This window comes from Trujillonella endophytica (assembly GCF_900110555.1).
Lineage (GTDB): Bacteria > Actinomycetota > Actinomycetes > Mycobacteriales > Geodermatophilaceae > Trujillonella > Trujillonella endophytica.
On the sequence record NZ_FOEE01000012.1, the window covers coordinates 100,866 to 126,491 of the forward strand.

The window sequence follows — 25,626 nt, forward strand, 5'->3', positions numbered from 1 at the left end:
CGTCCCCGGCACCCCGCTCGGCGTTGACCGACCTCGCCCGACCGCCGTCCCGAGACCCCCGGAGGAACCCATGAGCGAGTGGGTGCACGTCGCCGAGCTCAAGGAGCTCACCCGGCGCAAGAAGAAGCAGGTGATCGTCGACGGCAGGCCCGTGGCGCTGTTCCTCATCGACGGGGAGGTGTTCGCGCTGGACGACGTGTGCGTGCACAAGGAGCGGTTCCTGACCAAGGGCACGATCCTCGACGGCCAGGTGATCTGCCCCGGGCACCAGTGGAAGTTCGACCCGCGCAGCGGCCGTCCCGAGGACCAGCCCGGGTGCCAGGCGACCTGGCCGGTGCAGGTCTCGGACTCCGGCGCCGTCCTGGTGGGCACCGTCCCCGCCACGCCGCGCGAGAGCAGCGGCCTGGAGGACACCCCCGACGTCGCCGCGGCCGGGAGCGAGCGGCCGTGACCGCCGAGCAGACCGTCGTCGTCGTCGGCGCCGGCCACGTGGCCGCCGCCCTCGTCAAGGCCGCCCGCCGGCGGGGTTTCGCCGGCCCGCTGGTGATCCTCGGCGACGAGCCGACCGGCCCCTACCAGCGGCCCATGCTGTCCAAGGAGCGCCTGGCCGGCGCCGGGGAGAGCGGCCTGTGGCTGCTGGACCCCCAGTGGTGCGCGGCCAACGACGTCACCCTGCGGACCGGCTCCCCGGTCGAGCGGGTCGACGCCGCCACCTCCTCGGTGCTCCTCGCCGACGGCGGCAGCATCCCCGCCGACCTCGTCGTCCTCGCCACGGGTGGCCGCCCCCGGCAGCTGCCCGGCGTCGAGGGCGACCGCATCCACACCATCCGCACGCTCGCCGACAGCGACCGCCTGCGCGAGCGGCTCGCGCCCGGCCGGCGCATCGGCGTCCTGGGCGCGGGCTTCCTCGGCACCGAGGTCGCGGCCGCGGCGGTCGGTCGCGGGGCCGAGGTCGTCGTGTTCGACGTCGCCCCGGTGATCCTGGCCCGCGGCGTCGGCGCCGACATCGGCACCGCCGTCCAGGCGCTGCACGCCGGCAAGGGCGTGCAGTTCCGGCTCGGGCAGGGCATCGAGTCGGTCCGGGCCACGGCCGACGGCGTCACCGTGACGACCGCGGCCGGCGCCGAGACCGTCGACGACCTGGTGGTCTGCATCGGCATCGAGCCGAACACCGAGGTCGCCGTCCGGTCCGGCCTCGTCGTCGGCAACGGCGTCGAGGTCGACGCGGAGTGCCGCACCTCGGTCCCCACGGTGTTCGCCGCCGGCGACGTCGCCGCCCACGACCACCCCCGGTACGGCCGGCTGCGCGTCGAGCACGTCGACGTCGCCCAGCAGCAGGCCGCCGCGATCGGGAAGACGATCGCCGGCAGGCCGACGACGTTCGCCGACCCCCACTGGTTCTGGACCGATCAGTACGACATCAACATCCAGGGCCTCGGCCTGGGGGGCATCCGCCCCGACGACCGGATGGTCGCCCGCGGCGACCTGTCCGCGCTGGACGGGACCGTGTTCTGGCTGCGCGGGGGCCTGCTGGTCGCCGCGGCCACGGTCGAGCGCGGCGAGGACGTCTCGGTGGCCCGCGAGCTGATCGACCTGGAGATCCCCGTGCGAGCCGAGCAGCTCGCCGACGAGGGGGTCGAGCTCGACGAGCTGCTCGACTCCGAGGAGGTCAACGCCTGATGAGCACCACCACCCCGACGGTCGCCGTGCGCAACCTGGTCGACGGCCAGTGGACCGACTCGGTCACCGGCCGCACGGCCGAGCGGCGCAACCCGGCCGACGAGCGCGACCTGGTCAGCACCTATCCCGAGTCCGACGCGAAGGACGCCGAGGCCGCCGTCGCCGGCGTGCGCGCCGGCTGGCACGAGTGGGCCGCGAAGACCCCGGAGCAGCGCGGCGCGGTCCTGGAGAAGGCCGCCACGGTGCTCGAGGGCCGGCGCGCGAGCCTGGTCGAGGAGCTCGTCCGCGAGGAGGGCAAGACGCGCGCCGAGGCGACCATGGAGGTCTCGCGCACGCCGATGAACCTGCGCTTCTACGCGGGCGAGGCGCTGCGGACCACCGGGTCGACCATCCCCAGCAGCGACGGCAGCCTGCTGTTCACCTGGCGGGGGCCGGTCGGCGTCGTCGCGGCGATCACCCCGTGGAACTTCCCGCTGAACATCCCCTCCCGCAAGCTCGGCCCGGCGCTGGCCGCCGGCAACGGCGTGGTGTTCAAGCCCAGCGAGGTCACCCCGCTGCTGGGCACCCGGCTGGTCGAGGCCCTGCTCGAGGGGGGCGTGCCGGCGGGCGCCCTCGCCGTCCTGCACGGCGGCGCCGAGGTGTCGAAGGCGCTGGTCGCCGACGACGGACTCGACGCGATCACCTTCACCGGCTCCACCGCGGTGGGGGAGTCGATCCACTCCGTGGTGCGCGCCAGCCAGCGCACGCAGCTGGAGATGGGCGGCAAGAACCCCATGATCGTGCTCGAGGACGCCGATCTCGACCGGGCTGCCACCCTCATCGCCAAGGGTGCCTTCGGCCTCGCCGGCCAGGCGTGCACGGGCACCAGCCGCGTCCTGGTCCACGCCGACGTGCACGACGCCCTGGTGGAGCGGGTGGCCGCGAAGGCGGAGAAGCTGCGCGTGGGCAACGGCCTGACCGACGGCGTCGACGCCGGCCCGCAGGCCACCGCCCGGCAGCGGGACAACGTCGTCGGGCACATCCGGCGCGCGCTCGACGCCGGCTCCCGCCTGGTCACGGGCGGCCCCGAGGCCCCCGAGGGCGCGGACCTCGCGCACGGCCACTTCGTCCGCCCGACCGTCTTCACCGACGTCGACCCGGGCTCCGCGCTGGCGACCGAGGAGGTCTTCGGCCCGGTGCTCGCGGTGCTGCGCGTGGGGTCGTTCGACGAGGCGATCCAGGTCGCGGGCGCCACGCGGTACGGCCTGTCGGCCGGCATCGTGACCAACGACCTGGCCCGGGCGATGCGCTTCGCTCGCGAGGTGCCCGCCGGCCTGGTGAAGATCAACCAGACCACCACCGGGCAGTCGATGAACGCGCCCTTCGGGGGGCTGAAGGACAGCAGCACGCAGACGTCCAAGGAGCAGGCGGGAGAAGCGATGATGACCTTCTACACGGCCGACAAGACGGTGTACCTGAGCGCATGAGCACTCCGGAGAACACCAAGCCCACGCCGGCCACCGACGAGGAACTCGCCGCGGCCAGCACCGAGTGCCAGTTCGTGCGGATCTGCCGCAAGGGGCAGGTCCCCGAGGGGTACGTGCGCCGCTTCTACGCCGAGACCGACAAGGGCCAGCTCGAGATCGCGGTGGCCCGCCTCGACGGCAAGGCGTACGCGACCTCCAACTACTGCACCCACCTGGACTGCCTGCTGAGCTCCGGGAAGCTGCAGGACGACGGCATCCGCTGCTCGTGCCACAACAGCGTCTTCGACCTGGAGACCGGCGCGCCGATCCAGCCGCCGGCGACCGAGCCGATCCGCACCTACCCGGTGCGCGAGGAGGACGGCCAGGTCCTGGTCGGCGTCTCCGAGCGCGACGTGCTCGAGGGCGGGCCCCGCCGGCGGAAGCCGCCGGCGGCCGGCTGATGGCGGTCGGCAGCGGCACCTGGTCGCCGGCGGAGGAAGCCGGACGCGGGCCGACCGTCGCGACCGGCGGGATGGTCACCAGCAGCTCGCCGGCGGTGAGCCGGCTCGGTGCGGACGTGCTCGCACGCGGGGGCAACGCCGTGGACGCCGCCCTCGCGATGACGGCCATGGCCTGGCTGACCCTGCCCGGCCAGTGCGGCATCGGCGGGGACGCCTTCGCCGTCGTCCGCGAGCCCGACGGGCGGGTCTGGACGGTCAACGGCAGCGGCTACGGCCCCGACGGCGCGTCGGCCGAGGCCTACCTCGACGAGGGGCTGACGGCGCTGCCGCTGGGCGGGGCCCGGTCGGTCGCCGTCCCGGGGGCGATGGGCGCGCTCGCCACGCTGCACGCCACCGGTGCCACCCGCTCCCTCGCCGAGCTGTGGGCGCCGGTGGTCGCCGCCGCCCGCGCCGGGGTGCCCTGCTCGGTCAAGAACCGCGCCGACGTCACGGAGCACGCCGGGTCGATCGTCCGCGACGAGGGGCTCAGCCGCTGGCTGATGCCGGGCGGCCGGGTGCCCGCCGTCGGCGACCTGCTCCCGGCGCCGGAGCTGGCGGACTGCATCGAGATGCTCGCCGGCGACCCCCTGGCGCTGTACCGCGGGGAGCTGGCCGAGCGCGCCGTCGCCCTGCTGCGGGCCGGCGGGGCGCCGTTCTCCGGGGACGAGTGGGCCGACGCGGCCGCCGTCCCGGTGCTCGACCCGATCGTCGCGCCCTACGGGGACCTGCTGGTCCACCAGACGCCGCCGCCCACCCCCGGCTGGATGGTGCTCCAGCAGGCCGGGCTGCTCGACGGCGACCTGGCCGGGCCGCCGACCCTCGGCGCGGAGGCGGTGCACCGGATGGCGCTGGCCGCCCGCCGCGCCTTCCGCGACCGCTACGAGCGCTGCGGCTCCGACACCGATCAGTGGCGCACGCTGCTGGACCCCGCACACCTCGCCCGGACCCGGGCGGAGCTCAGCCGAGAGCCCGCGGTGGCCGGGATGGGCGTGGGCATGGCCGGTGACACCACGAGTTGCGTCGCCGTCGACGCCGACGGCCGCGCGGTCAGCGCCATCTCGTCGCTGGCGTTCACCTACGGTGCCCGCATCTCGATCCCCGGCACGCAGATCGCGCTGAACAACCGGCTCGGCCGCGGCGCCTACCTGGTGGCGGGGCACCCCAACGCGCTGGCGCCCCGGCGCAAGCCCCTGCACACGCTCAACGCCTGGCTGGTCACCGACCGCGCCGGCGGGCTGCGGCACGTGGGCAACACCCCCGGCGGCGACGGCCAGGTGCAGTGGAACATGCAGCTGATCTCGCACCTGGTCGACGGCGGGCTCGACCCGCAGGCCGCCGTCGGCGCGCCCCGGTTCACCGTCCACCCCGGCAGCGACGCCGACGCGGTGGGCAGCCCGGAGACGCTGCAGGTGGAGAGCCGGCTGGGGGCTGACACGATCGCCGGCCTCACCGACCGCGGCCACGTCGTCCAGGACATGGGCGGCTGGGGTGCCGGCGGCAGCGGTCTCGTGGTGTCGGTCGACGACCGGCGCGGTGTGCTGCTCGGCGGCGCCGACCCGCGGCAGGACGGGGTGGCGCTCGGTGTCTGAGGACCGCGCGACCAGCGCCGTCCCGCCGCAGGGGGCCTACGTCCCCGCGGTGGTCCACGGCGGCATGGTGTGGACGGCGGGGATGACGCCGCGCCGCAACGGGCAGCTGCTCGTGCGCGGCACGGTGGGCCGGGAGGTCGACGTCGCCACCGCGCGAGAGGCGGCCGGGATCGCGGCCGGCAACACGCTGACCGCCGTCGCCGAGGCCCTCGGCTCGCTCGACGCGGTGGAGCGGGCCGTGAAGCTGACGGTGTTCATCGCCGCCGTCGACGGCTTCACCGAGCACGCGGCGGTGGCCGACGGCGCCTCGGCGGTGCTGCTCGAGCGGCTGGGTGACCGCGGTGTCGTGGCCCGCGCCGCGATCGGGGTGGCCACGCTGCCCTCCGGGGCGCCGGTCGAGGTCGAGCTGCTGGCCGCCGTCCGCCGCTGATCCGTTCTGGACGGGCAATTCCGCGCTTCTGCCCGGGGCAATTCCGCGCTTCTGCACGGAGCAATTCCGCGCTTCTGCACGGAGCAGAAGCGCGGAATTGCCCCGGGGGGCTCAGGGGCGCTCGCCGACGCCCACCGTCGCGATGTGGTCGGCGAAGCCCTGCAGCGCCGCGGCGCCGACGGCCTTGTCCTGCTCGCCGTTGCCACCGCTGATGCCGACGCCGCCGACGACCTGGCCGTCGTGCAGGATCGGGAAGCCGCCGACGAAGATCGCGAACTTGCCCGGCAGCATCTGGTTGATCCCGAAGGCCTCGTTGCCCGGCAGGGCGGGGCCGTTGGGCGGCTCGTTGAACAGGTGCGTGGCGCGCTCGTGACCGGCAGCGGTGAACGCCTTGGCGATCGAGATCTCCACGCCGGTCAGCCGGGCGCCGGGCAGCCGGTGCAGGGCCACGACGTTGCCGCCGTCGTCCACCACGCAGATGGTCTGCTTGACGCCGATCTCCTCGGCCTTGGCACGGGCGGCCTGCAGCACGGGCAGCGCGTCGTCGAGGGTGATCCGGAAGACCTGGTGCACGGGGGTTCTCCTCCTCCGACCTGGGGCCGGGTCGACTGCCGTCCCCAGGACGGGCGAGGACGGCGTACCCCCACACTCCTGCGCCGAAATCCCGCCAGCAATGGTGACACTGCCCCCCGCGCCGGGTATGCAGTTGTGCACTCTGACCGAAGGAGCGCGCCATGCCGCACGCCCACTCCGACGCCGCGCTCACCCTGGCCCGCCTGCTGCAGGAACCAGCGCTGCGCCGGGCACGGATCCATGCCGGCCGCGCGGGCGCGGTGACCCGCCTGGAGTGGGCCACCCCGTGGGGTGCGGCGCTGGCGGAGGAGGAGCCGCTGGCCGGCGTCCTCGTGCACGCGCACGCCGCCGACCTCGCCGCGGACGGCACGCCGCTGGCCGAGGCCGCCGCCCGCCTGGCCGCGCGGGGTGCCGCCGCGCTGCTCCTGGACGGGCACGAGGCCGGGCCCGACGACGCCGCGGCCGCCTGCCGGCTCCCGCTGGCCACGATGTCGGACACCGTCGCCTTCGCCACCGTCAGCCGGCTGGTCGCCGATCTCACCCTCGCCCGCGAGACCCACGACCTCCGCTACGGGCTCACCGTCCACCGGGCCCTGGCCGAGCTGCTCTACCGGGGTGCCGAGCTGGCGGCGCTGTGCAGCCAGATGTCGCGGATGTCCCAGCGTCCGGTCGCGGTCTTCGACAGCTCGGGGGCGCTGGCCGCGCTCGAGCAGCCGCAGCCGCGGCTGGTCGACCCCGACGCGCTGGTCGCGGCGTTCGGCGCCCAGGCCGAGGCGCTCGGCACGGTGGGGGAGCCCCGCGAGCTGCACCCGCGGCTGGCGGGGCTCGTCCTCGCCGAGCGGGAGCTGGCGTGCGTGCTGACCCCGATCGTGCTCGGCGGCCGGCACGACGGCTGGATCGTGCTGCTCGAGGAGAGCGACGACCCGCATCCGCACGACCTGGCACAGCACCGGGTCCTCGTGGAGCAGGCCGCACCGATCGTGGGCACCGAGATGCTCCGGCTGCGCAGCGTGCAACGGGCCAAGGAGCAGGCACGGGGGGACTTCGTGCACGGCCTGCTGCACGGCCGGTTCGCCACGCTCGAGGACATCAGCGCCCGCGCGGCGCACTACGAGTTCCCCGTGCGGTCGTGGTTCGGCGTGGTCGTCGCCTCGGGGGTGACCACGGCCGCGGACGTCGACTCGCCCACCCGCCTGCAGGGGATCGCGTTGCAGGCGGCCCGGCTGCTGCCCGAGCAGGACCGGCACACCCAGGCCGCGATGGTCGGGGACGTGCTCGTCGTCGTCCGGGAGGCCGCCCGCCGCGGGACCATGGGGACGCCGGACATGGCCGTGGCGACGATCGGCGAGTACGCCACCGCTCTGCACCGCTACCTGTCCCGCCGCAAGGACCAGGGGGGCCGGCCCGTGCGGGTGGCGTACGGCCGCCCCGCGGTGGGAGCCCTCGCCATCCCCGACAGCTACCGCGAGGCGCGGTTGGCCCACGGGCTGCAGGGCCGGCTCGAGCTGGCGCCGGTCTGCGGCTACCAGGAGCTGCGGGTGCACGCGGTGCTGGAGGAGGTGGCCGCCAGCCGCACCGGCCGCTCCTACGCCACCGACGTCCTGGCGCCGCTGCGCGACCCGTCGGCGGGGGAGCTGGAGGCGACCGTGCTCGCCTACGTGTCCGCGGGGGGCAACGTCAACGCCGCCGCCCGCGACCTGCACATCCACCGCAACACGATGCTCTACAAGCTGGACCGGGCCTCGCGCCTGCTCGGCATGGACCTGCGGCAGGCGGAGAACCAGTTCGCCGTCTGGCTGGCGCACACCCTCGACCTGCTCGCCGAGACCGGCGCGGAGGTGGACCGGGTGGTCCGCCCGGCGTGAGCCCTCGCCCGGGGGTCAGCCGGCCACGGGCGCCGTCGCCGGTGCCGGCGCGGCGTCGGGCACCTCGCGCCCGGCGAAGCTGAGCGCGAGGCCGCCGAGCGCGATCGCGGCGCAGCCGCCGAACAACCAGGACAGGTGGCCGGGGTAGGCCGCGGCCACGCCGGCGGCGCCGACGGAGGCGCCGACGAACCGCATCATGTTGAACAGGCCCAGCCCCGCGCCCTTCTGGCCGGCCGGCGAGCGGGTGGCGCCGGTGAGCGACGGGGTCTGCACCAGGGCCACGCCCAGGCCGGCGACGACGAGCAGCACGCCGAAGGCCGGCACCGAGGTCGACCGGTTGCCGAGGAGCACCGCGAGCAGCACGGAGACGCCGAGCAGGACCAGCAGGCCGGTGCGCAGCACCGGGCGCGGGCCGATGCGGTCCGACAGCCGCCCGACCAGCGGGGCGGAGACCGCCCACACCACCGGCAGCAGGAAGACCAGCAGCCCGGTGGCCGTGCCGGACAGGTCCACGACGCCGGTCAGGTGCAGCGGCACGGCGACCAGCAACGAGAACAGCGTCACCTGCTGCACGAACACCCCGGTGGCGCTGCGCAGCCAGCGCATCTCGACCAGCAGCCGCGGGTCGATGAAGCCGTCGGGGCGCCGCAGCCCGGAGACGACGAAGCCGACGAGAGCGAGGACGCCGAGGGCGACGGCCGCGAGCGGCGCCCACCCCGGCACGTCCTGCGGCGCGATCGTCACCGCCGTCATCAGGGCCGCCACGCCGAGGGTGAGGGAGCCGACCCCGCGGACGTCGATCGGCACCCGCTCGCCGCGCTCGCGCGGCATCATCGTCGCGGCCAGGACCAGGACCCCCACGGTGACCGGCAGCAGCACCCAGAAGATGGCGCGCCAGCCCAGTGCGTCGGCGAGCAGGCCGCCGACCGGCGGTCCCACCGCCTGGCCGATGCCGTTGGCCGCACCCCATGCGCCCATGACGCGGCTGCGCCGGTCGTCGGGCCAGGTGCGGGCCAGGGTGCCCATGACCGCGACGGGAACCAGGGCGCAGCCCAGCCCCTGGACGGCGCGGAAGGCGACCAGGACGGGCAGCGTGGGGGAGAGGGCGGCGCCCAGGGTGCCGACCAGGAGCACCGACATGGCGAGCACGAGCGTGCGCCGCCGGCCCAGGCGGTCGCTGATCCAGCCGGTGACCGGCATGGCCACGGCCAGGACGAGGACCGTCGCCGAGGCGACCAGCACGCCCTGGCTCACGGGGGCGGTGAAGCCGTCGGTGATCTGGCGCAGCGGAACGTTGACGACGTTGTTGCTGACGGTCCCGAGGAAGGTCGCGCCGAGCAGTGCGGCCAACAGCCAACCCGCCCGCGGCGGTAGCGCGCCGCCCCCGCTGGGTACCGCGGGACGGGGGATCCGCGCCTGTCGCATCGAGGTCACCGAACGTCCTCCCCGTGTCGTGCCGGCCCCCAGCGTGTCAACAGACCGGAAACGTTCCTACGGCACGCTGCACATTCCACGGTGGGTGAGATGTGCACATCGTTCATGGACGGTCCCCGCCCGTTCGGGGACGTTGCTCTCCATCACATTGGGCTCACACCCGTAGGGGCGTCGATGCAACTCGAAGCAGCGCACTGGGTCTTCCTGGCCGGGGTCGTCGTCATCCTCGCCACGATGATCATGCGCAAGAACATCGTGGTCCCGGCAGTCGTGGCCACCTTCCTCACGGCGCTGGTGTACTCCGGCAGCCTGGCCACGGGGCTGTCGGCGGTCTTCAACGCCAGCCTCGTGGCGGCGACCAGCCTCTTCAACATCTTCCTGATCATCGCCATGGTGACGGCGATGCTCCGGTCGCTGGAGGGGCTGGGGGCCGACCGGCGCATGGTGGCGCCGTTCCGGCCCCTCATGCGCAACGGCCACCTGGCGTTCTGGACGCTGGTGATCGTCACGTACTTCATCTCGCTGTTCTTCTGGCCGACGCCCGCGGTGCCGCTCATCGGTGCGGTGCTGGTCCCGGTGGCGATCCGCGCCGGGCTGCGGCCGCTTGCCGCCGGCTTCACGATCGCGATCGCCGGCCAGGGCATGGCGCTGTCGTCGGACTACGTCATCCGCGTCGCGCCCGGCCTGTCGGCCACCGCGGCCAACGCCGACCCGAACGTCGTCGCCGACCGGGCCTTCGTGATGTCGCTGATCGTGGGCGGGATCGCGCTGGCCATCGGGTACGCGATGGAGGTCCGCAAGATGCGGCGGCCGGCCGACCAGTGGCTGGACGACTGGGAGACCGCCGCCGAGCGGGGTCTGCGGTCCGCGGACGCCGAGTCCGGCGCCGACGTGCCCGAGGGCCCGGGTGGCGGCGTGACCGCCGGGGGCGGCGGGGCCGTCGGCGGAGGCGGTACGGCCGGTCGTCCGGGCGGCCCCGGCGGCGGCACGGCCGTCGAGGAGCGCGAGCTCGTCGGCACGGCGGTGCCGCTGAACGAGGCCGGCGAGCCGCGACTGGTCGGGCACGGCCTCTCGCTGCGCGGCACCCCGGCGGGGGAGCCGGTCCCGGCGGAGGCACACACCGTGCACCCGGTGGACAAGCCCGCGGCGTCGAAGTTCTTCGCGCTCTTCGTGCCGCTGGCCTACGCGGCCCTGATCGTCTACCTGATCGTCGCCAGCGTCTCGGACTCCGTGCCGGACCTGCAGGGCGGTGACGCCGCGGCCCTCGTCGGCGGGATCGCGCTGCTGACGATGTTCGGCGCCGCGTTCGCCCGCAACCGCCACACGTTCATGGAAACCTCCGCCGAGCACATCGTCGACGGCCTCGTCTTCGCCTTCAAGGCGATGGGCGTCGTGCTCCCGATCGCCGGATTCTTCTTCCTCGGCAATGGCGAGTTCTCCGCCCAGATCATGGGCCTGGGCGAGGAGACCGGGCCGGCGTTCCTGTACGACCTGGTCGTCAAGGGGCAGGACCAGCTGCCGTCCAGCGGCATGATCACCGCCTTCGGCATCCTGCTCGTCGGCCTGATCGCCGGCCTGGAGGGCTCCGGCTTCTCGGGTCTGCCGCTCACCGGCTCCCTGGCCGGCTCCCTCTCCGAGGGCGCCGGGGTCAGCAGCCCGACGCTGGCGGCCATCGGCCAGATGGGCAACATCTGGTCCGGCGGCGGCACGCTGGTCGCGTGGTCCTCGCTGCTGGCGGTCGCCGGCTTCTGCCGGGTGCCCGCGGTCGAACTGGCCCGGCGGTGCTTCCTGCCGGTCATGGCCGGGCTGGTCGTCTCCACCGTGGTGGCGGTGGTGGTCTTCGGCTGACCCCGCCCGGCATCGCGCCGGGCACCCCCTGGGACGCAGCAGCCCCGGGCCGCGATCGGCGGGCCGGGGCTGCTGCCTGTCCGGGGTGGGACGGGCCCGGCCGGCGGAGTCGCGGTGGCTGAGGCGCGGCGGCTCAGGAGCGGCGGGGCCGGTGCGGCGGCGCGGTGCTGAACGCGTGCCGCCAGAGGACGCGGATGGCGTGCGCCGCGAAGACCACGCCCACCACCGGCCCGAGGACGCGCCAGACGGCGGGGGCGTCCAGCGCGACGGGCAGTACGCCCAGCACCAGGGCGACCACGACCGCGCTCCCGATCGTCCGCACCACGTCCGCGCGGGGCGCCCCGTCGTCCATGGATCGAGTGTTACCGATGGGTTCCGCATCGGTCTGTGACCTGAGTCTCACTGGGGGTCGGGTGTGCGCAGGGTCATGCATGGGGGGCAGGCTGGCGATCGTGCCGCTGGACGACGTCGCCGACGAGCTGTACGCGGGGGACCCGGACGAGTTCGTGGCGGACCGCAACGCGCGGGCGGCCGAGGCGAGGGCCGACGGGGACCGCGTCCTGGCCAAGGAGATCGCCGCCCTGCCCAAACCGTCGACCGCGGCGTGGGTGGTGAACGTGCTGGTGCGGGCGCACCGTGACGAGATCGAAGCGCTCGTCGAGCTGGGCGGGCTGCTGCGGGAGGCGCAGGAGTCCCTCGCCGGCGACCAGCTGCGGGCGCTCAACGCACAGCGGGGGCAGCTGCTGTCGGCGCTGACCCGCCAGGCCGCCGCCCGCGCCCGCGAGCGCGGACGCCCGGTGAGCACCGCCGTCGCCGGGCAGGTCGAGGAGACCCTCCGGGCCGCGATGGCCGATCCCGGGGCGGGGGAGGCCGTGCTGGGCGGCCGGCTCAGCTCACCGCTGAGCTACAGCGGCATGGGCGGGGTGACCGGCGTGCGGCCGCAGCTGAGGGTGGTGCGCGAGCCGGCGCCCGCGCCGCCGAGGCGCAGCCGGGCGGGCGAGGACCGTGGGGACGGCGACCGGCGGGCCCGCGAGGAGGAGCGCCTGCGGGAGCGGGAGGAGGCGGCCCGGCGCGCGGCCGAGGAGCAGCACCGGCGCGAGGTCGCGCAGGCGCGGGAGGAGGCGACCGCCGCCGCGGAGCTGGCGGAGGAGACCGCCGTCCGCGCCGAGGAGGAGCGGGACCGCGCGGGCGAGCTCGACGAGCGGCACGAGCGCCTCCGGGCCCGCGTCGAGGAGCTGAGCGTCGAGCTGGCCCGGGCCGAGGAGGAGGCCGGGGAGGCCGCCGCCGAACTCCGCCGGGCCGAGCGGCACCGGACGACGGCGGAGCGGCAGGCCCGTGACGCCGCCGCCGCCCGGGACCGCGCCCTGGCCCGCCTGCGGGAGCTCGAGGAGGGCTGACCCGCGGCCCGGCCCGACCCGGGGCAGGAGCGCACAATTGCCCCGGGGCAGGAGCGCGGAATTGCCCCGGGCAGGGGCGTCAGCCCATCGTCTTCTGGCCGTCCAGGGACTCCCGCAGGATGTCCGCGTGCCCGGCGTGCTGGGCGGTCTCGGCCACGATGTGGAGGAACACCCGGCGGGCCGAGCGGCGCGCACCCGGCTCGAACCACGGCGCCTCCGGCAGCGGGTGGTCGGCGTCGAGGTCGGGGAGGGTGGCGACGAGCTCGTCCGTGCGGGCGGCCACGGCGTCGTAGCCGGCCAGGACGTCGGCAAGGGTCTCGCCGGGCTCCATCCGCCACTCGGCCTCCCAGCGGGCCATTTGCTCCGGGTCGTCGGGCCCGCCCATCACCGACGGGCCGTGCTCGATGAAGTCGGCCCAGCTGCGCTCGGTGTGCGCCACGTGCTTGATCAGGGCGCCGAGGGTCAGCTCGCTGGCGGTGGTGCGCTGCCGGGCCTGCTCCTCGGTGAGCCCCTGCACGGTGTAGCGCAGGAACCAGCGGTGGGCGCGCAGCGTCTCGAGCAGGTCGGCGCGCTCGCGGGTCAGGGTGCTGGTGGTCGTCATGGTCGGTGCCTTCCGCGGTCGGGGTCGATGGGACCAGCCTCGCGATCATCGGTGCCAGTTGCTGACCGCAATGGCGGAGAATCTGGAATCGTGGCCGACACCGGGAACCGCACGCTGCGCCTGCTCTCCCTGATGCAGGACCGCCGGCACTGGGCCGGCTCGGACCTCGCCGACCGGCTGGGCGTCTCGTTGCGCACCCTGCGCCGCGACGTCGAGCGGCTGCGCGACCTCGGCTATCCGGTGGAGGCAGGCCCGGGGGTCGGCGGCGGCTACCGGCTGGCGCCCGGGGCGTCGCTGCCTCCCCTGGTGCTCGACGACGAGGAGGCGGTCGCGCTGACCGTCGGCCTGCAGGCCGCGGCGCAGGCAGCCGTCGCGGGCATGGCGGAGTCGTCGGTGCGGGCGCTGGCCAAGATCGTGCCGGTGCTGCCGCCGCGACTGCGCCGTCGCGTCGACGCGCTGGCCGCCGCCACGGCTCCGGTCCCCTGGCACGGGGGAGAGACCGCCGTCGACCCCGCCGTCCTCACGACGGTCGCGCAGGCCTGCCGGGACACCGTCCGGCTCTCGTTCGACTACACCGCGGCGAGCGGCGAGCGCAGCGAGCGGCTGGTCGAGCCGTTCCGGCTGGTCCCGCTGCGCCGTCGCTGGTACCTCGTCGCCTACGACACCGGCCGCGGGGACTGGCGCAGCTTCCGGCTGGACCGGCTGACCGGCCCGCACGCGACCGGCGCCCGGTTCGCCCCCCGCCGGCTGCCGGCCGGTGACGCCGTCGCGTTCGTGCAGGCCGGTCTGGGTGCGCGCCCGGGGACGCCGGTGACCGCGCTGGTGGCGGCGCCGGCGGAGGACGTCCGCCGGCGGATCGGCCGGTGGGCGACCGTGACCGACGACGGCGCGGGCGGCAGCCGGGTGTCGATGGAGTCCGACGCCCTGGAGTGGGCCCTGTTCGCGCTGGGGGCGGCGGAGGCGGACTTCACCGTCGTCGAACCGCCGGAGCTGGTGGAGCGGGCGCGCGCCTGGGGCGAGCGGTTCGTCCGCGCCGCGGGCCGGCCGGTCCTGCCGGAGCACCCGTCCCCCGCGGTCAGTCCGCGAGCAGCTGCAGGAGCCGGTTCCGGTCGGGACCCGGGGGCGGAGGTGGTGGCGCCGGCGGAGGTCCGGCCAGCTTCTCGGCGATCTCCGGCCGGCCCAGCACGTCCCGCGCCGGGGCCAGGCAGTTGATGACCTCGACCATCGCCCGGAAGACGTCGGCGTCCTGCATCCCGACGGCCTGCACGGTGCTCCAGACCGGGTCGGCCTGCGGCGGCGGCGTCCCCTCGGCGCACGCCCGCATCTCGGCGACGCGGAACCGGTCGTTGGCCACCTGCGACCGGTAGAGGTACTCGACCCCGGCCCGGATGCCCTCGTCGAAGGCCGTGGCAAGCGTGGCCGGGTCGCCGAGGTGGGCCGCGACCACGGTTCTCAGCAGCTGGGCCTGCACGAGCCCCACGCTCAGGCCGCGCCCGGCGGAGGGGTTCGTGCACGCCCAGGCGTCGCCGACGGCGAGGTAGCCGGTGACGATCGGGTCGCCGTCCACGACCAGGCTCCGGTGGCAGTCGAGGATCCCGGCCATCGCCAGGACGCCGTCCAGCGGGGCCCCGTCCAGCCAGTGGGCCTGCAGCGGGAGGGCGGAGACGACGCGGGTGAAGGCGTCGGGCGAGCGCAACTGCTTGAGCGGGGCGTCGCCGGAGAGCCCGAACAGCGTCACCGACCAGGTGTCGTTGTCGCCGTCGAGGGTGAGCACGGAGATGCTGCCCGCCGGCATGAGCGTCGGGCCCATCCGCGGCGGCCGCCGCGGGCCGGTGAAATACCGGGTGTAGTAGACGAAGCCGCGGTCCTCGGCCTCCACCTCCGGTGGCCGCGCGCCGATGCCCGTCAGCCAGTCTGCGGCGGGCGTGCGCCGGCCGGTCGCGTCGACCACGAGGTCGGCGGGCAGCTCGTCGCCGGTCGTCGTCCGCACGCCGGTCACGTGCGGCACCCCGGCGACGGCGGACGGGCCCGCGACCAGGCCGGCCACGCGCACCCCGCGGCGCACGGTGAGGCCGGGTTGCTCCGCCGCGGCCGTCGCCACCACGGACTCGACCACCGGACGGCGGCCGGTGATGAAACGCAGCCGTTCGTCGCCGGGGCGGGGCGCGCGGTCGGCGATCGACGGGGGCAGCGGGTCCAGGAAGTCCACCCACACGCACCCCGCGGCGAGCAGCCGGTCGGTGAGGCCGGGCAGCTCCCGGTCGGCGACCTCGCGGAAGCGGGCGAAGAGGTTGTGCGGCTGGCGGAACTGGGCCACGCCGCGCCGCCGCCACGCCGCCCACGCCTCGTCCGGGGTCACGGGCGCGCCGTCGGGGTCGCCCTCCAGGACGGTCACCTCATGGCCGTCGCGGGCGAGCATCATCCCCGCGCACAGCCCGATGACGCTGCCCCCGCAGATCACGATCCCGGCCATGTCCGACCTCCCCGGACCCCGTGGCGTGCTGCCACGGTGCCGGGCTCCCGACGGGGCCGGACAGGGCCCTTCGGCTCTGTCCGGCGATCAGGCCGTGCGGGCGCGCTTGGCCCGGTAGAGCTCCGCGTCGGCACGCCGGAGCAGGTCGTCGACGGTGTCGCCGGGGCGGACGGTGGCGGTGCCCACCGACCAGGACGCGGGGTGGACGGCGTGCAGCCGGGCGAGCAGCTCGCGGCCGGCGGCGGCGTCGGTGCCGGGCAGGCAGAGCACGAACTCGTCACCGCCGTGCCGGCCGAGCAGGTCGGCGCCGCGCAGCTCCCGGCTCCAGGCCAGCGCCAGCGAGCGCAGCAGGTCGTCGCCGGCGGAGTGGCCGTCCTCGTCGTTGACGGCCTTGAAGTGGTCCAGGTCCAGGACGGCGACGGTGAGCGGCTCACCGCTGCGCTGCGCGTGCGCCAGGTCGCGCGCCGCCTCCGCGCCCCAGCTGCGGCGGTTGGCGACGCCCGTCAGGGGATCGGTGCCGGCGGCGTGCCGCAGCTGGGCGGACATGCGCAGCTGCGCCTCGCTCAGCACGACCACCGTGGTCACCGTGGTCAGCCAGGGCGCGGCGAGCCCGGCCGGCACGGAGGCGACGGCGCCCGCGGTCGCCCAGGTGAGCAGGAGCGCGACGTGGGTGCGGGCCGCCCGCGGGGGCAGGAAGTGGCCGGTGAAGACGCCGACGGCGACCATGGCCGGGCCGAGGCCGACGACGCCCGCGGCGGTGACGGACTGCCAGGCGAGCGCGCCGACGAGCGCGCTCACGGTGCCCAGCGCGAGGTGCACGCCCGGGTCGGGGAGGTCCGCCCGGCGGAGCCACAGCAGCGCCGAGGCGCCGACGCCGACGACGGCGAGGACCGCGAGCAGGGCGACGGGGGAGTGCGGGTGCATCGGCCAGAGCGCGCCGACGGCGCACAGCAGACCGCTCACGCCGTAGAGCAGCGCGAGCAGGCCCACGCCCGTGGCCCGGTCTCCGTGCACGTCCTTCTCCTGTCGTCCCGGACAGCATCGGCCGGGACGGGGAGGTGCTGCACCACGAGCGGCCCGACCAACCCCCACGGGGTGAGCCGGGACCGATCCCCGGTTCAGCCGGTGAGCTCCGTGGGGACGGCGACGACGTCGACCATGGCGCCGTTGCGGTGCACGGTGACGGGCAGGGGGACGCCGACGGCCTCGGCGAACAGCAGGCGCTGCAGACTCTGCGCCTCGGCCACCGGCGCGCGGCCGGCCTCGAGCACGAGATCGCCGGCGTGCAGCCCGGCCCGGTCCGCGGGGGAGCCCGGGACGACGTCGAGCACGCGCAGCCCCCGGCGGCGGCCGGTCCGGGCGGCGAGCTCCGCCGGCAGCGGTGCCGGGCTGCTGACGAGGCCCAGGTAGGCCCGCCGCACACGCCCGTCGGCGACCAGGGTCGCGACGATCCGCCGCGTCGTCTCGTTGACCGGCACGGCGAGGCCCAGCCCCCACCCGGCGACCGCGGTGTTGATGCCGACCACCCGGCCGGCGGAGTCGGCCAGGGCGCCCCCGGAGTTGCCGGGGTTGAGCGCGGCGTCGGTCTGGATGACGTCCTCCACCACCCGCGCCGCCCGGCCGTCCCGGGTGGGCAGCGAGCGACCCAGGCCGCTGACCACCCCCGCGGTCACCGAGCCGGCGAGGCCGAGCGGGTTGCCGACCGCGACGACGAGCTGGCCCACCCGCAGGCCGGCCGCGTCGCCGAGCTCGGCGGGGGCGGGCACCGCGGCGCGGGCGCGGACCACGGCGAGGTCGGACAGCGGGTCGACGCCGACGACGTCCACCTCGCTCTCCGAGCCGTCGGAGAACAGCGCGAGGGCCGTGCGCCCCTGCCCCACCACGTGGGCGTTGGTGACGAGCAGCCGATCGCCCGGGACCACCACCGCCGAGCCCGCGCCGCCGCGACCGCGGGGTCCGGGGACCAGCAGGGCGGCGACGTGCGGGGCCAGCTCGGCGGCGACGGCGGTGACCGTGGCCGAGTACGCGTCGAGTGCGGTGGTGTCCGGGTCCACGGCGGCCTCCGGGTCGATTACGTGCTTACGACCTCCAGTGAACGCCGCTTCCGAGCTTTCGCGCCGCCGCTCCGCCGAGGGCGAACACGAGGTCTCGGGGCGGGGGACCGCTCAGGCGGACCGGCGCGCCGTGGCGTCGTCCGGGCCGGCTGCGGCCGGCTTCTTGCTGCCACCGGTCTTGGCGACCGAGAAGTCCGGCCCCAGCTGCTCCAGTGCCAGCCGGCCGTAGACCTGCTGCTGCGTGGCCACCCGCTGCGAGCGTCCGCGCCCCAGGAAGCTGATCAGCCAGTGGAAGACCGTCGTGATGCGGCTCTTGAAGCCGACGATGTACATGAGGTGCACGACGAGCCACAGCACCCAGGCGATGAAGCCCTCGAACTTGAACCGGCCGATGTCGGCGACCGCGGAGAACCGGGAGATCGTCGCCATCGAGCCCTTGTCGAAGTAGCGGAACGGCGGCTGCGCCGGCTTGCCCGAGAGGCGGCCGACGATGGACTTCGCCGCGTACCGGCCGCCCTGGATGGCGACCTGCGCGACGCCGGGCAGCTTGTCCAGCGCCATCATGTCGCCGACGACGTGGACCTCGGGGTGGCCGGGCAGCGTGAGGTCGGGCAGCACCGCGATGCGGCCGGCGCGGTCGACCTCGGCCCCGGACTGCTCGCCGAGCACCCGGCCCAGCTCGGAGGCCTGCACGCCCGCGGCCCAGATCTTCGTGGCGGCGGGGATCCGGCGGATCACGCCGTCGGGGTCCTTCACCTCGAGGCCGTCGGCGTCGACGTCGGTGACCATGGCGCCCAGCTGCACCTCCACGCCCATGCCGTTGAGCTGGCGGCGGGCGCGGTCGCCCAGCTTCTCGCCGAAGGAGGGCAGCACCTGGGGCGCGGCGTCCAGCAGGACGATCCGCGCCTGCGAGGTGTCGATGTTGCGGAAGTCCTTGCGCAGCGTGCGGCGGGCGAGCTCGGCGATCTGGCCGGCCATCTCCACGCCGGTGGGGCCCGCGCCGACGACGACGAAGGTCATCAGCCGGTCGATCTCCCGCTGCGAGGTGGCGATCTCGGCCAGCTCGAAGGCGCCGAAGATCCGGCCGCGCAGCTCGAGCGCGTCGTCGATGCTCTTCATGCCGGGGGCGAACTCGGCGAAGTGGTCGTTGCCGAAGTAGGACTGGCCGGCGCCGGCGGCGACGATCAGCTCGTCGTAGGGGTGCACGGTGGTGCGGCCCAGCACCGTGGAGGTCACCGTCCGGGCCGCCAGGTCGATCCCGGTGACCTCGCCGAGCACCACGCGGGCGTTGCGCTGCCCGCGCAGGATCTCGCGCGTGGCCGGGGCGATCTCGCCCTCCGACAGGATCCCGGTGGCCACCTGGTACAGCAGCGGCTGGAAGAGGTGGTGGCTGGTCTTGGCGACGACGGTCACGTCGACCGGAGCGCGCTTGAGCGCCTTGGCGGCGAACAGGCCGCCGAACCCCGAGCCGACGATGACGACGCGGGGTCGGCCGGACGTGCTGGTCGCCGCGGCGGTGTGGTCCGCGGAGCTGGCCTCTGGTGATGTCGTCATGGCGACTCCATCCTCCCACTCGAACTGGGGCGACGTCCGCCACCGACCGGGGCGACTCGGGTCACGGTGGACTCCTACCCCGCCCGCGGTCCCTCACGCGGGTGTGTCCGGGATCTCGCCGGATCGCGCCCGGCCAGGGCCCCCGGTGGACCGGCGGGATGTGTGCTCCCCGAGTGGTCCCCGTCGTGCTGGCGGACGTGGCTCGCGGACCCAGCGGACGGCAGCGGAGGTCAGGCCCGGCGGCGGGAGAGGGTCAGGACGGCGAGCACGGTGAGCACCACCAGCGCGGCCACCTCGACGACGACCGTCTCGCCCCACAGGTCCGCCGCGGGGGACTCGACGAAGTCGAACAGGCCGGGGGCCCGGCCGAACAGCTCCACGCTGGACAGCAGGATCGCCGCCAGCGACCCGGCCGCGAACAGCGCGCCCAGGACCGCCGCGGCGGGCAGGATCCGCGGCGGGGCGACCACGAGGAGCAGCGCGCCGGCGAAGCCGACGACGGCCTGGAGCAGGAACGCCGGGCCGATCACGTCGATGGAGTCGTAGCCGTCCTGCCAGAGGTACAGGTGGATGCCGGCGATCGCGGCCAGCAGCGCGGCGCCGGCCAGCCGCAGCAGCGCGGTCGCGGTGCCGCCGCCCCGCTTCTGCGCGAGGGTCTCGGTCATGTGACGGTCACCGTCACCTCCATGCCCATGGCGCGGTGGTTGCCGACCGAGCAGTAGAAGACGTACTCGCCGGGCTCCAGCGTGACGGTGAGCGAGGTCGTCTGGCCGGGGCCGATCGTGTCGGTGCCGCCGACGTCGGCACCGTCGCGCTCCACCACGAGGTCGTGGGTGCCGCTGCCCTCGTTGGTCAGCTCGATCGTGTAGTCGCCGGCCGCGATCTCGGTGGACGGCAGCTCGAAGTCGAAGTCGACGGAGGTGACGGCGAGGGTGCCCGCGGGCTGCTCCTCCGAGCCGCTCTGCGTCGCGCCGCCGCCGGGTGCACCGCTCGCGGTCTCGCTCGCGCTCGTCGACGCGGCGGAGGTGCTGCTCTCGGACGCGGCGGAGCCGCCGTCGTCGTCGTCGTCCCCGCCGCCGCAGGCGGCCAGCAGGCCGAGGGCGGCGGCGAGGATGCCGGCCCGCACGCGGCGGACTCGAGGGGTGGAACCGGTCGGACGGGTCACGGGGGCCTCCTCGCGTGCCAGAGCGGCGCCGGGCAGCGCCCCTCCACCGCGATCCTGCAACCTTGAAGCAGTTCCCGGAACCCTCGTCCAGGGATCTCCCAGGCAACCGTGACCTCGGGGAGGCCGGGGGCGGGTCAGGCCGCGCGGGCGGCCCGGCGCGCCTCGCGGGCGGCCTGCTTGGCCTGCCTGTCCGCGTACCGGCGGGCCTTCTTCACCGTCACCCGCGGGGTGCGGTCGACCACGCCGCGGGTCATCAGCCCGACGCCGATGCCGAGCAGCCAGACGTCCTTGGCGACGGCCAGCCCCTCCGGGGTCGGCGCGAGGCTGCCCTCCTTCCGCATGCCCGGCGTCTTCAGGTAGAGGCCGAGCAGGCCGCCGGAGAAGCCGGTGAGCAGCGCGCCCGCGACGAACGTGGGCACGAAGGGGGTGAGCAGCGCGGCGCCGATGCCGATCTCGGTGGCCGCCAGGCCCTTGGCGAACTGCTCCGGGGCGATCCCCTTCAGGAAGGGGTAGGTGCCCGACGCGAAGCCGTGCAGCCCGGCCGCGGCCTCCGCGTCGGCCCCGCGCTTGCCGAGGCCGCTGTTGAGGATGAACGCGCCGGCGGACAGCCGCGGGCCGATCTCGGCCAGGGTGATGGGCAGACCCATGGGGACACCTCGTTCGTCGCAGGGGAGGGCCGGCCGGCCCCGGTCGCCCGGTCCAGTGCCCTCCCCGGCGCGGGTCAACCCTCCGGCGCCGGGCGCCGGAGGGTCGACCCGATCGGTCAGCGGGAGCCGCGGCGGGAGCGACCGCTGAACGACGACGGCGAGTGGGTGCCGGCGCGCGCGGCGAGCTCGGCGCGGGTCCGCGCGGGGCCGGCGGTGCGGCTGCCGCCGCCGCGGCTCCCGGACGCCGGTGCGGCCGAGCCGCTGCCGGCGGTCGCGCCGCCGCCACCGGAGCGACGACGACGGCCGGTCCCGCTGCCCTGCGGCTGCGGTGCCGGCGCGGGGGCCGGCTCGACGTAGGGCGCGGCCGGGCCGGTGAGCGCGGTGATCTCCCGCGCGCCGGGCTTGATCGCCGAGACCTCGGGGGTGATCCCGGCCTGGCGGGCGAGCGTGCGCACCTCGCCGGCCTGGTCCGGGGTGGCGATGGTGACGACCGCGCCCTCGGCCCCGGCCCGCGCGGTGCGGCCCGAGCGGTGCAGGTAGGCCTTGTGCTCGGCCGGCGGGTCCACGTGCACGACGATCGCCACGTCGTCGACGTGGATGCCGCGGGCGGCGATGTCGGTCGCGCACAGCACCCGGGTCTCGCCGGTGCTGAACGCCTCGAGGTTGCGCTCGCGGGCGTTCTGGCTCAGGTTGCCGTGCAGGTCGACGGCGGGCACGCCGGCGGCGGTGAGCTGCTTGGCCAGCTTCTTGGCCTGGTGCTTGGTGCGGGTGAACAGGACGGTCCGGCCGAGGCCGGAGGCCAGCTCCTGGACGATCCGCGCCTTGTCGGCGGCGTCCACGCGGAAGACGTGGTGGGTCATCGTCGACACCGGCGCGACGGCCGGGTCGACCGAGTGCGTCGTCGGGTTGCTCAGGTAGCGCCGGACCAGGACGTCGACACCGTTGTCCAGCGTCGCGGAGAAGAGCATCCGCTGGCCGACCTTCGGGGTGCGGTCCATGATCCTCTTGACGCCGGGCAGGAAGCCGAGGTCGGCCATGTGGTCGGCCTCGTCGAGGATCGTGACCTCGATCGCGCCGAGGTCGCAGTGGCCCTGCTGGATCAGGTCCTCGAGCCGGCCCGGGCAGGCGATGACGACGTCGAGCCCGCCGGCCAGCGCCTGCACCTGCGGGTTCTGGCCGACGCCGCCGAAGATCGTGGTGGTCTTCATGCCGAGCGCGCGGGCCATCGGGTCGACGACGGCGGCGACCTGGTTGGCCAGCTCACGGGTCGGCACGAGGATCAGCGAGCGGGGGCGCTTGGGCTGCCGCCGGCTGTCCGACGCCGCGAGCCGGGCCACCAGCGGGATGCTGAAGGCCAGGGTCTTGCCCGAGCCCGTGCGGCCGCGGCCGAGCACGTCCCGGCCGGCGAGGCTGTCGGGCAGCGTGGCGACCTGGATCGGGAACGGCGCGGTGATGCCGCTGGCGGTGAGCACCTCGACCATCGGGGCGGGCACGCCGAGGGCGGCGAACGTGGTGTCGGTGGGCAGCACGGTGGCGTCGGCCCCGACGGGGACGACGACGGGCGCGGCCGGGCGGGCGGCCGGCGCGGACTGCGCGGTCTGCGCGGTCTGCGCCTGGTCGCCGGCGGGGCGGGTGCCGCGGCCGCGGCCGCCGCGGGAACGGCGGGGGCGGCCGTCGCCGGTGGGACCGGCGGGGGCAGGGGTGTTCTGGGCGGAGCTCATCAGGACGACTTCCTCGACGATCGAGTGGCCGCACGAGCACCCGGCGATCGGCGCGTGCCGGCTCGTCTGCTCGGGGAGCAGGGCAGCGCGCACGTCGTCAGCGGGACGTCGGACAGCCGGGCGCACCTCGGTGGCGCAGCCTCAGCCCGACGTCGCATCCGCACTACCCCGGATGGGCAGCGGATCGGCGCCGGTCTCCTTACTCAACCAGACGCAGGGCCGCGGACTGCCCACCGAGGGGGGAGTGTCCGGTCACATCGGGTGAGGAGGGCCCGCCCCGGCCGGTGCCGCGGTAGCTGCGCCGGTAGGCCCCGGGGGCGACGCCGATCGCCGCCCGCAGGTGCTGGCGCAGCGAGGCGGGGGTGCCGAAGCCGGCGTCGGCGGCGACCCGGTCGACGGAGGCGTCGGTGGACTCCAGCAGCTGCCGGGCCAGGGCCAGGCGCTGGGCGGCCAGCCAGCGCAGCGGCGAGATGCCGGTCTCCTCCCGGAAGCGGCGGGTGAAGGTCCGCACGCTCATCCGGGCGTGCGCGGCGAGGTCGGCCAGGGTGAGCGGCTCGCCCAGGCGCTCACCCGCCCACGCGCGGGTCGCGGCCGTGCCCGCCCCGCCGGACTCGGGCAGCGGGCGCTCGACGAACTGCGCCTGGCCACCCTCCCGCCACGGCGCGACGACGTTGCGCCGCGCCGCCCGGTTGGCCACCTCGCCACCGTGGTCGCGGCGGACCAGGTGCAGCAGCAGGTCGATGCCGGCGGCGTTGCCGGCGGAGGTGAGCACGTCGCCGTCGTCGACGAACAGCACGCCGGCGTCCAACCGCACGGTCGGGAAGTTCCGGCGGAAGGCCTCGGCGTGCATCCAGTGCGTGGTGGCCGGCCGGCCGTCCAGCAGCCCGGCCGCGGCCAGCACGAAGGCGCCGGTGCAGATGGAGACCAGGCGGGCGCCCCCGGCCGCGGCGCCGCGCAGGGCCTCGGCGAGCTCGGGGGGCACCCGGCCCTCGGTCATGGCCGGGCCGCCGAACACCCCGGGGACGACGACGGTGCGCGCGGTCTCCAGCACCGAGGCGTCGTGCTCGGGCAGCACGCGGAAGCCGGCCGAGGTGCGCACGGGGCCGCCGTCGAGCGTGGCGACCCGGACCCGGTACAGCGGGCGCTCGGCCGCGTCGACCGCCGACCCCAGCAGTCGGTGGGGGAGCCCGAGCTCGAAGGCGATGCAGTTCGGCAGGGCGAGGACGACGACCTCGTGCCGCTCGGGGTCCTCGGCACGGGATCGGGGCATGGCCGGATCCTGACACATGTTGGCCGTCGGGCCACTCGTGCCGGGGCCGGGCGTCGGGGAGGCTGTCCGCCGTGACGACCACCGCGGCGCCGTCCTCCGGCCCGCCCTCCACGCCGCCGACCGTCCGGGCCGCGGCGGCCCGGCGCATCCACCCGGCGTGGTGGGTCGCCGCGGTGACCTTCCTGGCGCTGGTGGGCGCGGCGGCCTTCCGCGCGGTGCCGGGCGTGCTCATCGACCCGCTGCGCGACGAGTTCGGCTGGTCGGTGTCGACCATCTCGGCCGCCGTCGCGGTGAACATGGCGCTCTACGGGCTCACCGCGCCGTTCGCCGCCGCGCTCATGGAGCGGTTCGGCATCCGCCGGGTGGTCGTGCTCGCGCTGCTGGTCGTCGCGCTCGGCAGCGGCCTGACCGTGTTCATGACGGCGAGCTGGCAGCTGGTGCTCCTGTGGGGCGTGCTGGTCGGGCTGGGCACCGGGTCGATGGCGCTGTCGCTGGTCGCGACCGTGACCGGGCGCTGGTTCGTCGCCCGCCGCGGGCTGGTGTCCGGCGTCCTCACCGCCGGCGGCGCCGCCGGTCAGCTGGTCTTCCTGCCGCTGGTGGCCTGGATCGACGCGAACTGGGGGTGGCGGGCGGCGTCGCTGGGCACCACGGCCGCCGCGCTGGCCGTCGTCCCCCTGGTGGCGTGGCTGCTGCGGGACCGCCCGCGCGACGTCGGGGCCGTGCCGTACGGCGGCACGGCGGCCGACGACGTGGACCCGGTCCGCGCCGGCGCCGCGCGCACCGCCGTCCTGGGGCTGCAGGTGGCGGCGCGGTCGCGGGCCTTCTGGCTGCTCGCCGGCGGGTTCTTCATCTGCGGCCTGTCGACCAACGGGCTGGTGCAGCCGCACTTCATCCCGGCCGCGCACGACCACGGCATGCCGGTGACGACCGCGGCCGGGCTGCTCGCCGTCGTGGGGATCTTCGACATCGCCGGGACGATCTTCTCCGGCTGGCTCACCGACCGGATGGACCCGCGCCTGCTGCTGCTGGCCTACTACGGGCTGCGCGGGGCCTCGCTGTTCCTGCTGCCGGCGCTGTTCGGGCCGGACCTGCAGGCCAGCATGGTCGTGTTCATCGTCTTCTACGGCCTGGACTGGGTGGCCACGGTGCCGCCGACGCTCGCGCTGTGCCGGGAGCACTTCGGCGGCCGCGCCCCCGTCGTCTTCGGCTGGGTGTTCGCGTCCCACCAGCTCGGCGCGGCGTTCGCGGCCTTCGGCGGGGGCGTGATCCGCGACGTGACCGGTTCCTACGACCTCGCGTGGGTCCTGGCCGGCGGGCTGTGCCTGGCCGCGGCCCTGATGTCGGTGTCGATCGCCCGCGGCACCCCGCCGGGTGCCTAGC

The 25,626-nt window shown here is 75.6% G+C and carries 23 protein-coding genes; 11 read left to right on the plus strand and 12 right to left on the minus strand.

What is annotated here, in order from left to right:
- Window positions 1-70: 70 nt before the first annotated feature.
- The 6 genes from BMY88_RS17710 to BMY88_RS17735 are packed head-to-tail and all read left to right on the plus strand — an operon-like array spanning window position 71 to window position 5,644.
- Window positions 71-451: a Rieske (2Fe-2S) protein gene (locus tag BMY88_RS17710; RefSeq protein WP_091946577.1), complete on the plus strand. Its 381-nt coding sequence runs from the start codon at window positions 71-73 to the stop codon at window positions 449-451.
- A complete protein-coding gene (locus BMY88_RS17715; RefSeq protein WP_091946579.1) occupies window positions 448-1,680 on the plus strand; it encodes an NAD(P)/FAD-dependent oxidoreductase in 1,233 nt (410 codons plus the stop codon). The genes BMY88_RS17710 and BMY88_RS17715 overlap by 4 nt, the downstream gene beginning before the upstream one ends.
- Window positions 1,680-3,146, plus strand: a complete 1,467-nt coding sequence (locus tag BMY88_RS17720) for an aldehyde dehydrogenase family protein (RefSeq protein ID WP_091946584.1) — start codon at window positions 1,680-1,682, stop codon at window positions 3,144-3,146. Before BMY88_RS17715 ends, BMY88_RS17720 begins: the two co-directional genes overlap by 1 nt.
- Window positions 3,143-3,586 carry a Rieske (2Fe-2S) protein gene (locus BMY88_RS17725; protein WP_091946587.1) on the plus strand — a complete coding sequence of 148 codons (444 nt, stop codon included), beginning with the start codon at window positions 3,143-3,145 and terminating at the stop codon, window positions 3,584-3,586. Before BMY88_RS17720 ends, BMY88_RS17725 begins: the two co-directional genes overlap by 4 nt.
- The gene (locus BMY88_RS17730) at window positions 3,586-5,214 is read left to right on the plus strand and encodes a gamma-glutamyltransferase family protein (RefSeq protein WP_211435704.1); all 1,629 of its coding nucleotides are present in this window, start codon (window positions 3,586-3,588) and stop codon (window positions 5,212-5,214) included. The genes BMY88_RS17725 and BMY88_RS17730 overlap by 1 nt, the downstream gene beginning before the upstream one ends.
- Entirely contained in the window at window positions 5,207-5,644 is a 438-nt protein-coding gene (locus BMY88_RS17735) for a RidA family protein (protein WP_091946732.1), read from the plus strand. The genes BMY88_RS17730 and BMY88_RS17735 overlap by 8 nt, the downstream gene beginning before the upstream one ends.
- A gap of 111 nt (window positions 5,645-5,755) precedes the next feature.
- On the opposite strand, the gene BMY88_RS17740 is transcribed toward BMY88_RS17735, so the two are convergent.
- Window positions 5,756-6,217: a GlcG/HbpS family heme-binding protein gene (locus BMY88_RS17740; RefSeq protein WP_091946590.1), complete on the minus strand. Its 462-nt coding sequence runs from the start codon at window positions 6,215-6,217 to the stop codon at window positions 5,756-5,758.
- A gap of 161 nt (window positions 6,218-6,378) precedes the next feature.
- On the opposite strand from BMY88_RS17740, the gene BMY88_RS17745 reads away from it, so the two are divergent.
- On the plus strand, window positions 6,379-8,082 hold the full coding sequence (locus tag BMY88_RS17745; protein ID WP_091946592.1) for a PucR family transcriptional regulator: 1,704 nt from the start codon (window positions 6,379-6,381) through the stop codon (window positions 8,080-8,082).
- A gap of 15 nt (window positions 8,083-8,097) precedes the next feature.
- Here BMY88_RS17745 and BMY88_RS17750 read toward each other — a convergent pair whose 3' ends face one another.
- Complete coding sequence (locus BMY88_RS17750) at window positions 8,098-9,432, minus strand: MFS transporter (RefSeq protein ID WP_170861161.1); 1,335 nt, start codon at window positions 9,430-9,432, stop codon at window positions 8,098-8,100.
- Between the two features lie 258 nt (window positions 9,433-9,690).
- Between BMY88_RS17750 and BMY88_RS17755 the strand changes: the two genes are divergently transcribed.
- Window positions 9,691-11,364, plus strand: a complete 1,674-nt coding sequence (locus BMY88_RS17755) for a hypothetical protein (protein ID WP_091946599.1) — start codon at window positions 9,691-9,693, stop codon at window positions 11,362-11,364.
- Window positions 11,365-11,497: 133 nt separating this feature from the next.
- Here the strand turns inward: BMY88_RS17755 and BMY88_RS17760 are convergent, their stop codons facing one another.
- Complete coding sequence (locus BMY88_RS17760; RefSeq protein WP_091946602.1) at window positions 11,498-11,716, minus strand: hypothetical protein; 219 nt, start codon at window positions 11,714-11,716, stop codon at window positions 11,498-11,500.
- Between the two features lie 79 nt (window positions 11,717-11,795).
- Here BMY88_RS17760 and BMY88_RS17765 point away from each other — a divergent pair, with 79 nt between their 5' ends.
- Window positions 11,796-12,761, plus strand: a complete 966-nt coding sequence (locus BMY88_RS17765; RefSeq protein ID WP_244524765.1) for a hypothetical protein — start codon at window positions 11,796-11,798, stop codon at window positions 12,759-12,761.
- Window positions 12,762-12,840: 79 nt separating this feature from the next.
- Here the strand turns inward: BMY88_RS17765 and BMY88_RS17770 are convergent, their stop codons facing one another.
- Complete coding sequence (locus BMY88_RS17770; RefSeq protein ID WP_091946605.1) at window positions 12,841-13,362, minus strand: DinB family protein; 522 nt, start codon at window positions 13,360-13,362, stop codon at window positions 12,841-12,843.
- 90 nt (window positions 13,363-13,452) lie between these two features.
- On the opposite strand from BMY88_RS17770, the gene BMY88_RS17775 reads away from it, so the two are divergent.
- Window positions 13,453-14,574 (plus strand): helix-turn-helix transcriptional regulator, encoded by a 1,122-nt coding sequence (locus BMY88_RS17775; RefSeq protein ID WP_091946609.1) that lies wholly within the window; start codon window positions 13,453-13,455, stop codon window positions 14,572-14,574.
- A 1,348-nt stretch (window positions 14,575-15,922) separates the two neighbouring features.
- Here the strand turns inward: BMY88_RS17775 and BMY88_RS17790 are convergent.
- From BMY88_RS17790 to BMY88_RS17825, 8 genes are all read right to left on the minus strand, one after another.
- A complete protein-coding gene (locus tag BMY88_RS17790) occupies window positions 15,923-16,849 on the minus strand; it encodes a GGDEF domain-containing protein (RefSeq protein WP_091946618.1) in 927 nt (308 codons plus the stop codon).
- 104 nt (window positions 16,850-16,953) lie between these two features.
- A complete protein-coding gene (locus BMY88_RS17795) occupies window positions 16,954-17,889 on the minus strand; it encodes a S1C family serine protease (RefSeq protein WP_244524766.1) in 936 nt (311 codons plus the stop codon).
- 111 nt (window positions 17,890-18,000) lie between these two features.
- Complete coding sequence (locus BMY88_RS17800; protein WP_091946623.1) at window positions 18,001-19,443, minus strand: NAD(P)/FAD-dependent oxidoreductase; 1,443 nt, start codon at window positions 19,441-19,443, stop codon at window positions 18,001-18,003.
- Window positions 19,444-19,673: 230 nt separating this feature from the next.
- Window positions 19,674-20,108: a hypothetical protein gene (locus tag BMY88_RS17805; RefSeq protein ID WP_091946626.1), complete on the minus strand. Its 435-nt coding sequence runs from the start codon at window positions 20,106-20,108 to the stop codon at window positions 19,674-19,676.
- Window positions 20,105-20,608, minus strand: a complete 504-nt coding sequence (locus tag BMY88_RS17810; protein WP_170861162.1) for a cupredoxin domain-containing protein — start codon at window positions 20,606-20,608, stop codon at window positions 20,105-20,107. The genes BMY88_RS17805 and BMY88_RS17810 overlap by 4 nt, the downstream gene beginning before the upstream one ends.
- A gap of 134 nt (window positions 20,609-20,742) precedes the next feature.
- Window positions 20,743-21,255 carry a hypothetical protein gene (locus BMY88_RS17815; protein ID WP_091946628.1) on the minus strand — a complete coding sequence of 171 codons (513 nt, stop codon included), beginning with the start codon at window positions 21,253-21,255 and terminating at the stop codon, window positions 20,743-20,745.
- Between the two features lie 116 nt (window positions 21,256-21,371).
- Window positions 21,372-23,069 carry a DEAD/DEAH box helicase gene (locus BMY88_RS17820; protein WP_244524767.1) on the minus strand — a complete coding sequence of 566 codons (1,698 nt, stop codon included), beginning with the start codon at window positions 23,067-23,069 and terminating at the stop codon, window positions 21,372-21,374.
- Window positions 23,070-23,175: 106 nt separating this feature from the next.
- Window positions 23,176-24,246 (minus strand): GlxA family transcriptional regulator, encoded by a 1,071-nt coding sequence (locus BMY88_RS17825; RefSeq protein WP_091946630.1) that lies wholly within the window; start codon window positions 24,244-24,246, stop codon window positions 23,176-23,178.
- Window positions 24,247-24,317: 71 nt separating this feature from the next.
- Between BMY88_RS17825 and BMY88_RS17830 the strand changes: the two genes are divergently transcribed.
- A complete protein-coding gene (locus tag BMY88_RS17830; protein ID WP_170861164.1) occupies window positions 24,318-25,625 on the plus strand; it encodes an MFS transporter in 1,308 nt (435 codons plus the stop codon).
- The last annotated feature ends 1 nt before the right edge of the window (window position 25,626 follow it).

Excerpts from the sequence above, each read along its gene's own strand:
- BMY88_RS17710 (WP_091946577.1), top strand. The coding sequence starts at position 71 with ATGAGCGAGTGGGTGCACGTCGCCGAGCTCAAGGAGCTCACCCGGCGC.
- BMY88_RS17720 (WP_091946584.1), top strand. The coding sequence starts at position 1,680 with ATGAGCACCACCACCCCGACGGTCGCCGTGCGCAACCTGGTCGACGGC.
- BMY88_RS17725 (WP_091946587.1), top strand. The coding sequence starts at position 3,143 with ATGAGCACTCCGGAGAACACCAAGCCCACGCCGGCCACCGACGAGGAA.
- BMY88_RS17730 (WP_211435704.1), top strand. The coding sequence starts at position 3,586 with ATGGCGGTCGGCAGCGGCACCTGGTCGCCGGCGGAGGAAGCCGGACGC.
- BMY88_RS17745 (WP_091946592.1), top strand. The coding sequence starts at position 6,379 with ATGCCGCACGCCCACTCCGACGCCGCGCTCACCCTGGCCCGCCTGCTG.
- BMY88_RS17755 (WP_091946599.1), top strand. The coding sequence starts at position 9,691 with ATGCAACTCGAAGCAGCGCACTGGGTCTTCCTGGCCGGGGTCGTCGTC.
- BMY88_RS17760 (WP_091946602.1), bottom strand. The coding sequence starts at position 11,716 with ATGGACGACGGGGCGCCCCGCGCGGACGTGGTGCGGACGATCGGGAGC.
- BMY88_RS17765 (WP_244524765.1), top strand. The coding sequence starts at position 11,796 with ATGGGGGGCAGGCTGGCGATCGTGCCGCTGGACGACGTCGCCGACGAG.
- BMY88_RS17770 (WP_091946605.1), bottom strand. The coding sequence starts at position 13,362 with ATGACGACCACCAGCACCCTGACCCGCGAGCGCGCCGACCTGCTCGAG.
- BMY88_RS17800 (WP_091946623.1), bottom strand. The coding sequence starts at position 19,443 with ATGACGACATCACCAGAGGCCAGCTCCGCGGACCACACCGCCGCGGCG.
- BMY88_RS17805 (WP_091946626.1), bottom strand. The coding sequence starts at position 20,108 with ATGACCGAGACCCTCGCGCAGAAGCGGGGCGGCGGCACCGCGACCGCG.
- BMY88_RS17815 (WP_091946628.1), bottom strand. The coding sequence starts at position 21,255 with ATGGGTCTGCCCATCACCCTGGCCGAGATCGGCCCGCGGCTGTCCGCC.
- BMY88_RS17825 (WP_091946630.1), bottom strand. The coding sequence starts at position 24,246 with ATGCCCCGATCCCGTGCCGAGGACCCCGAGCGGCACGAGGTCGTCGTC.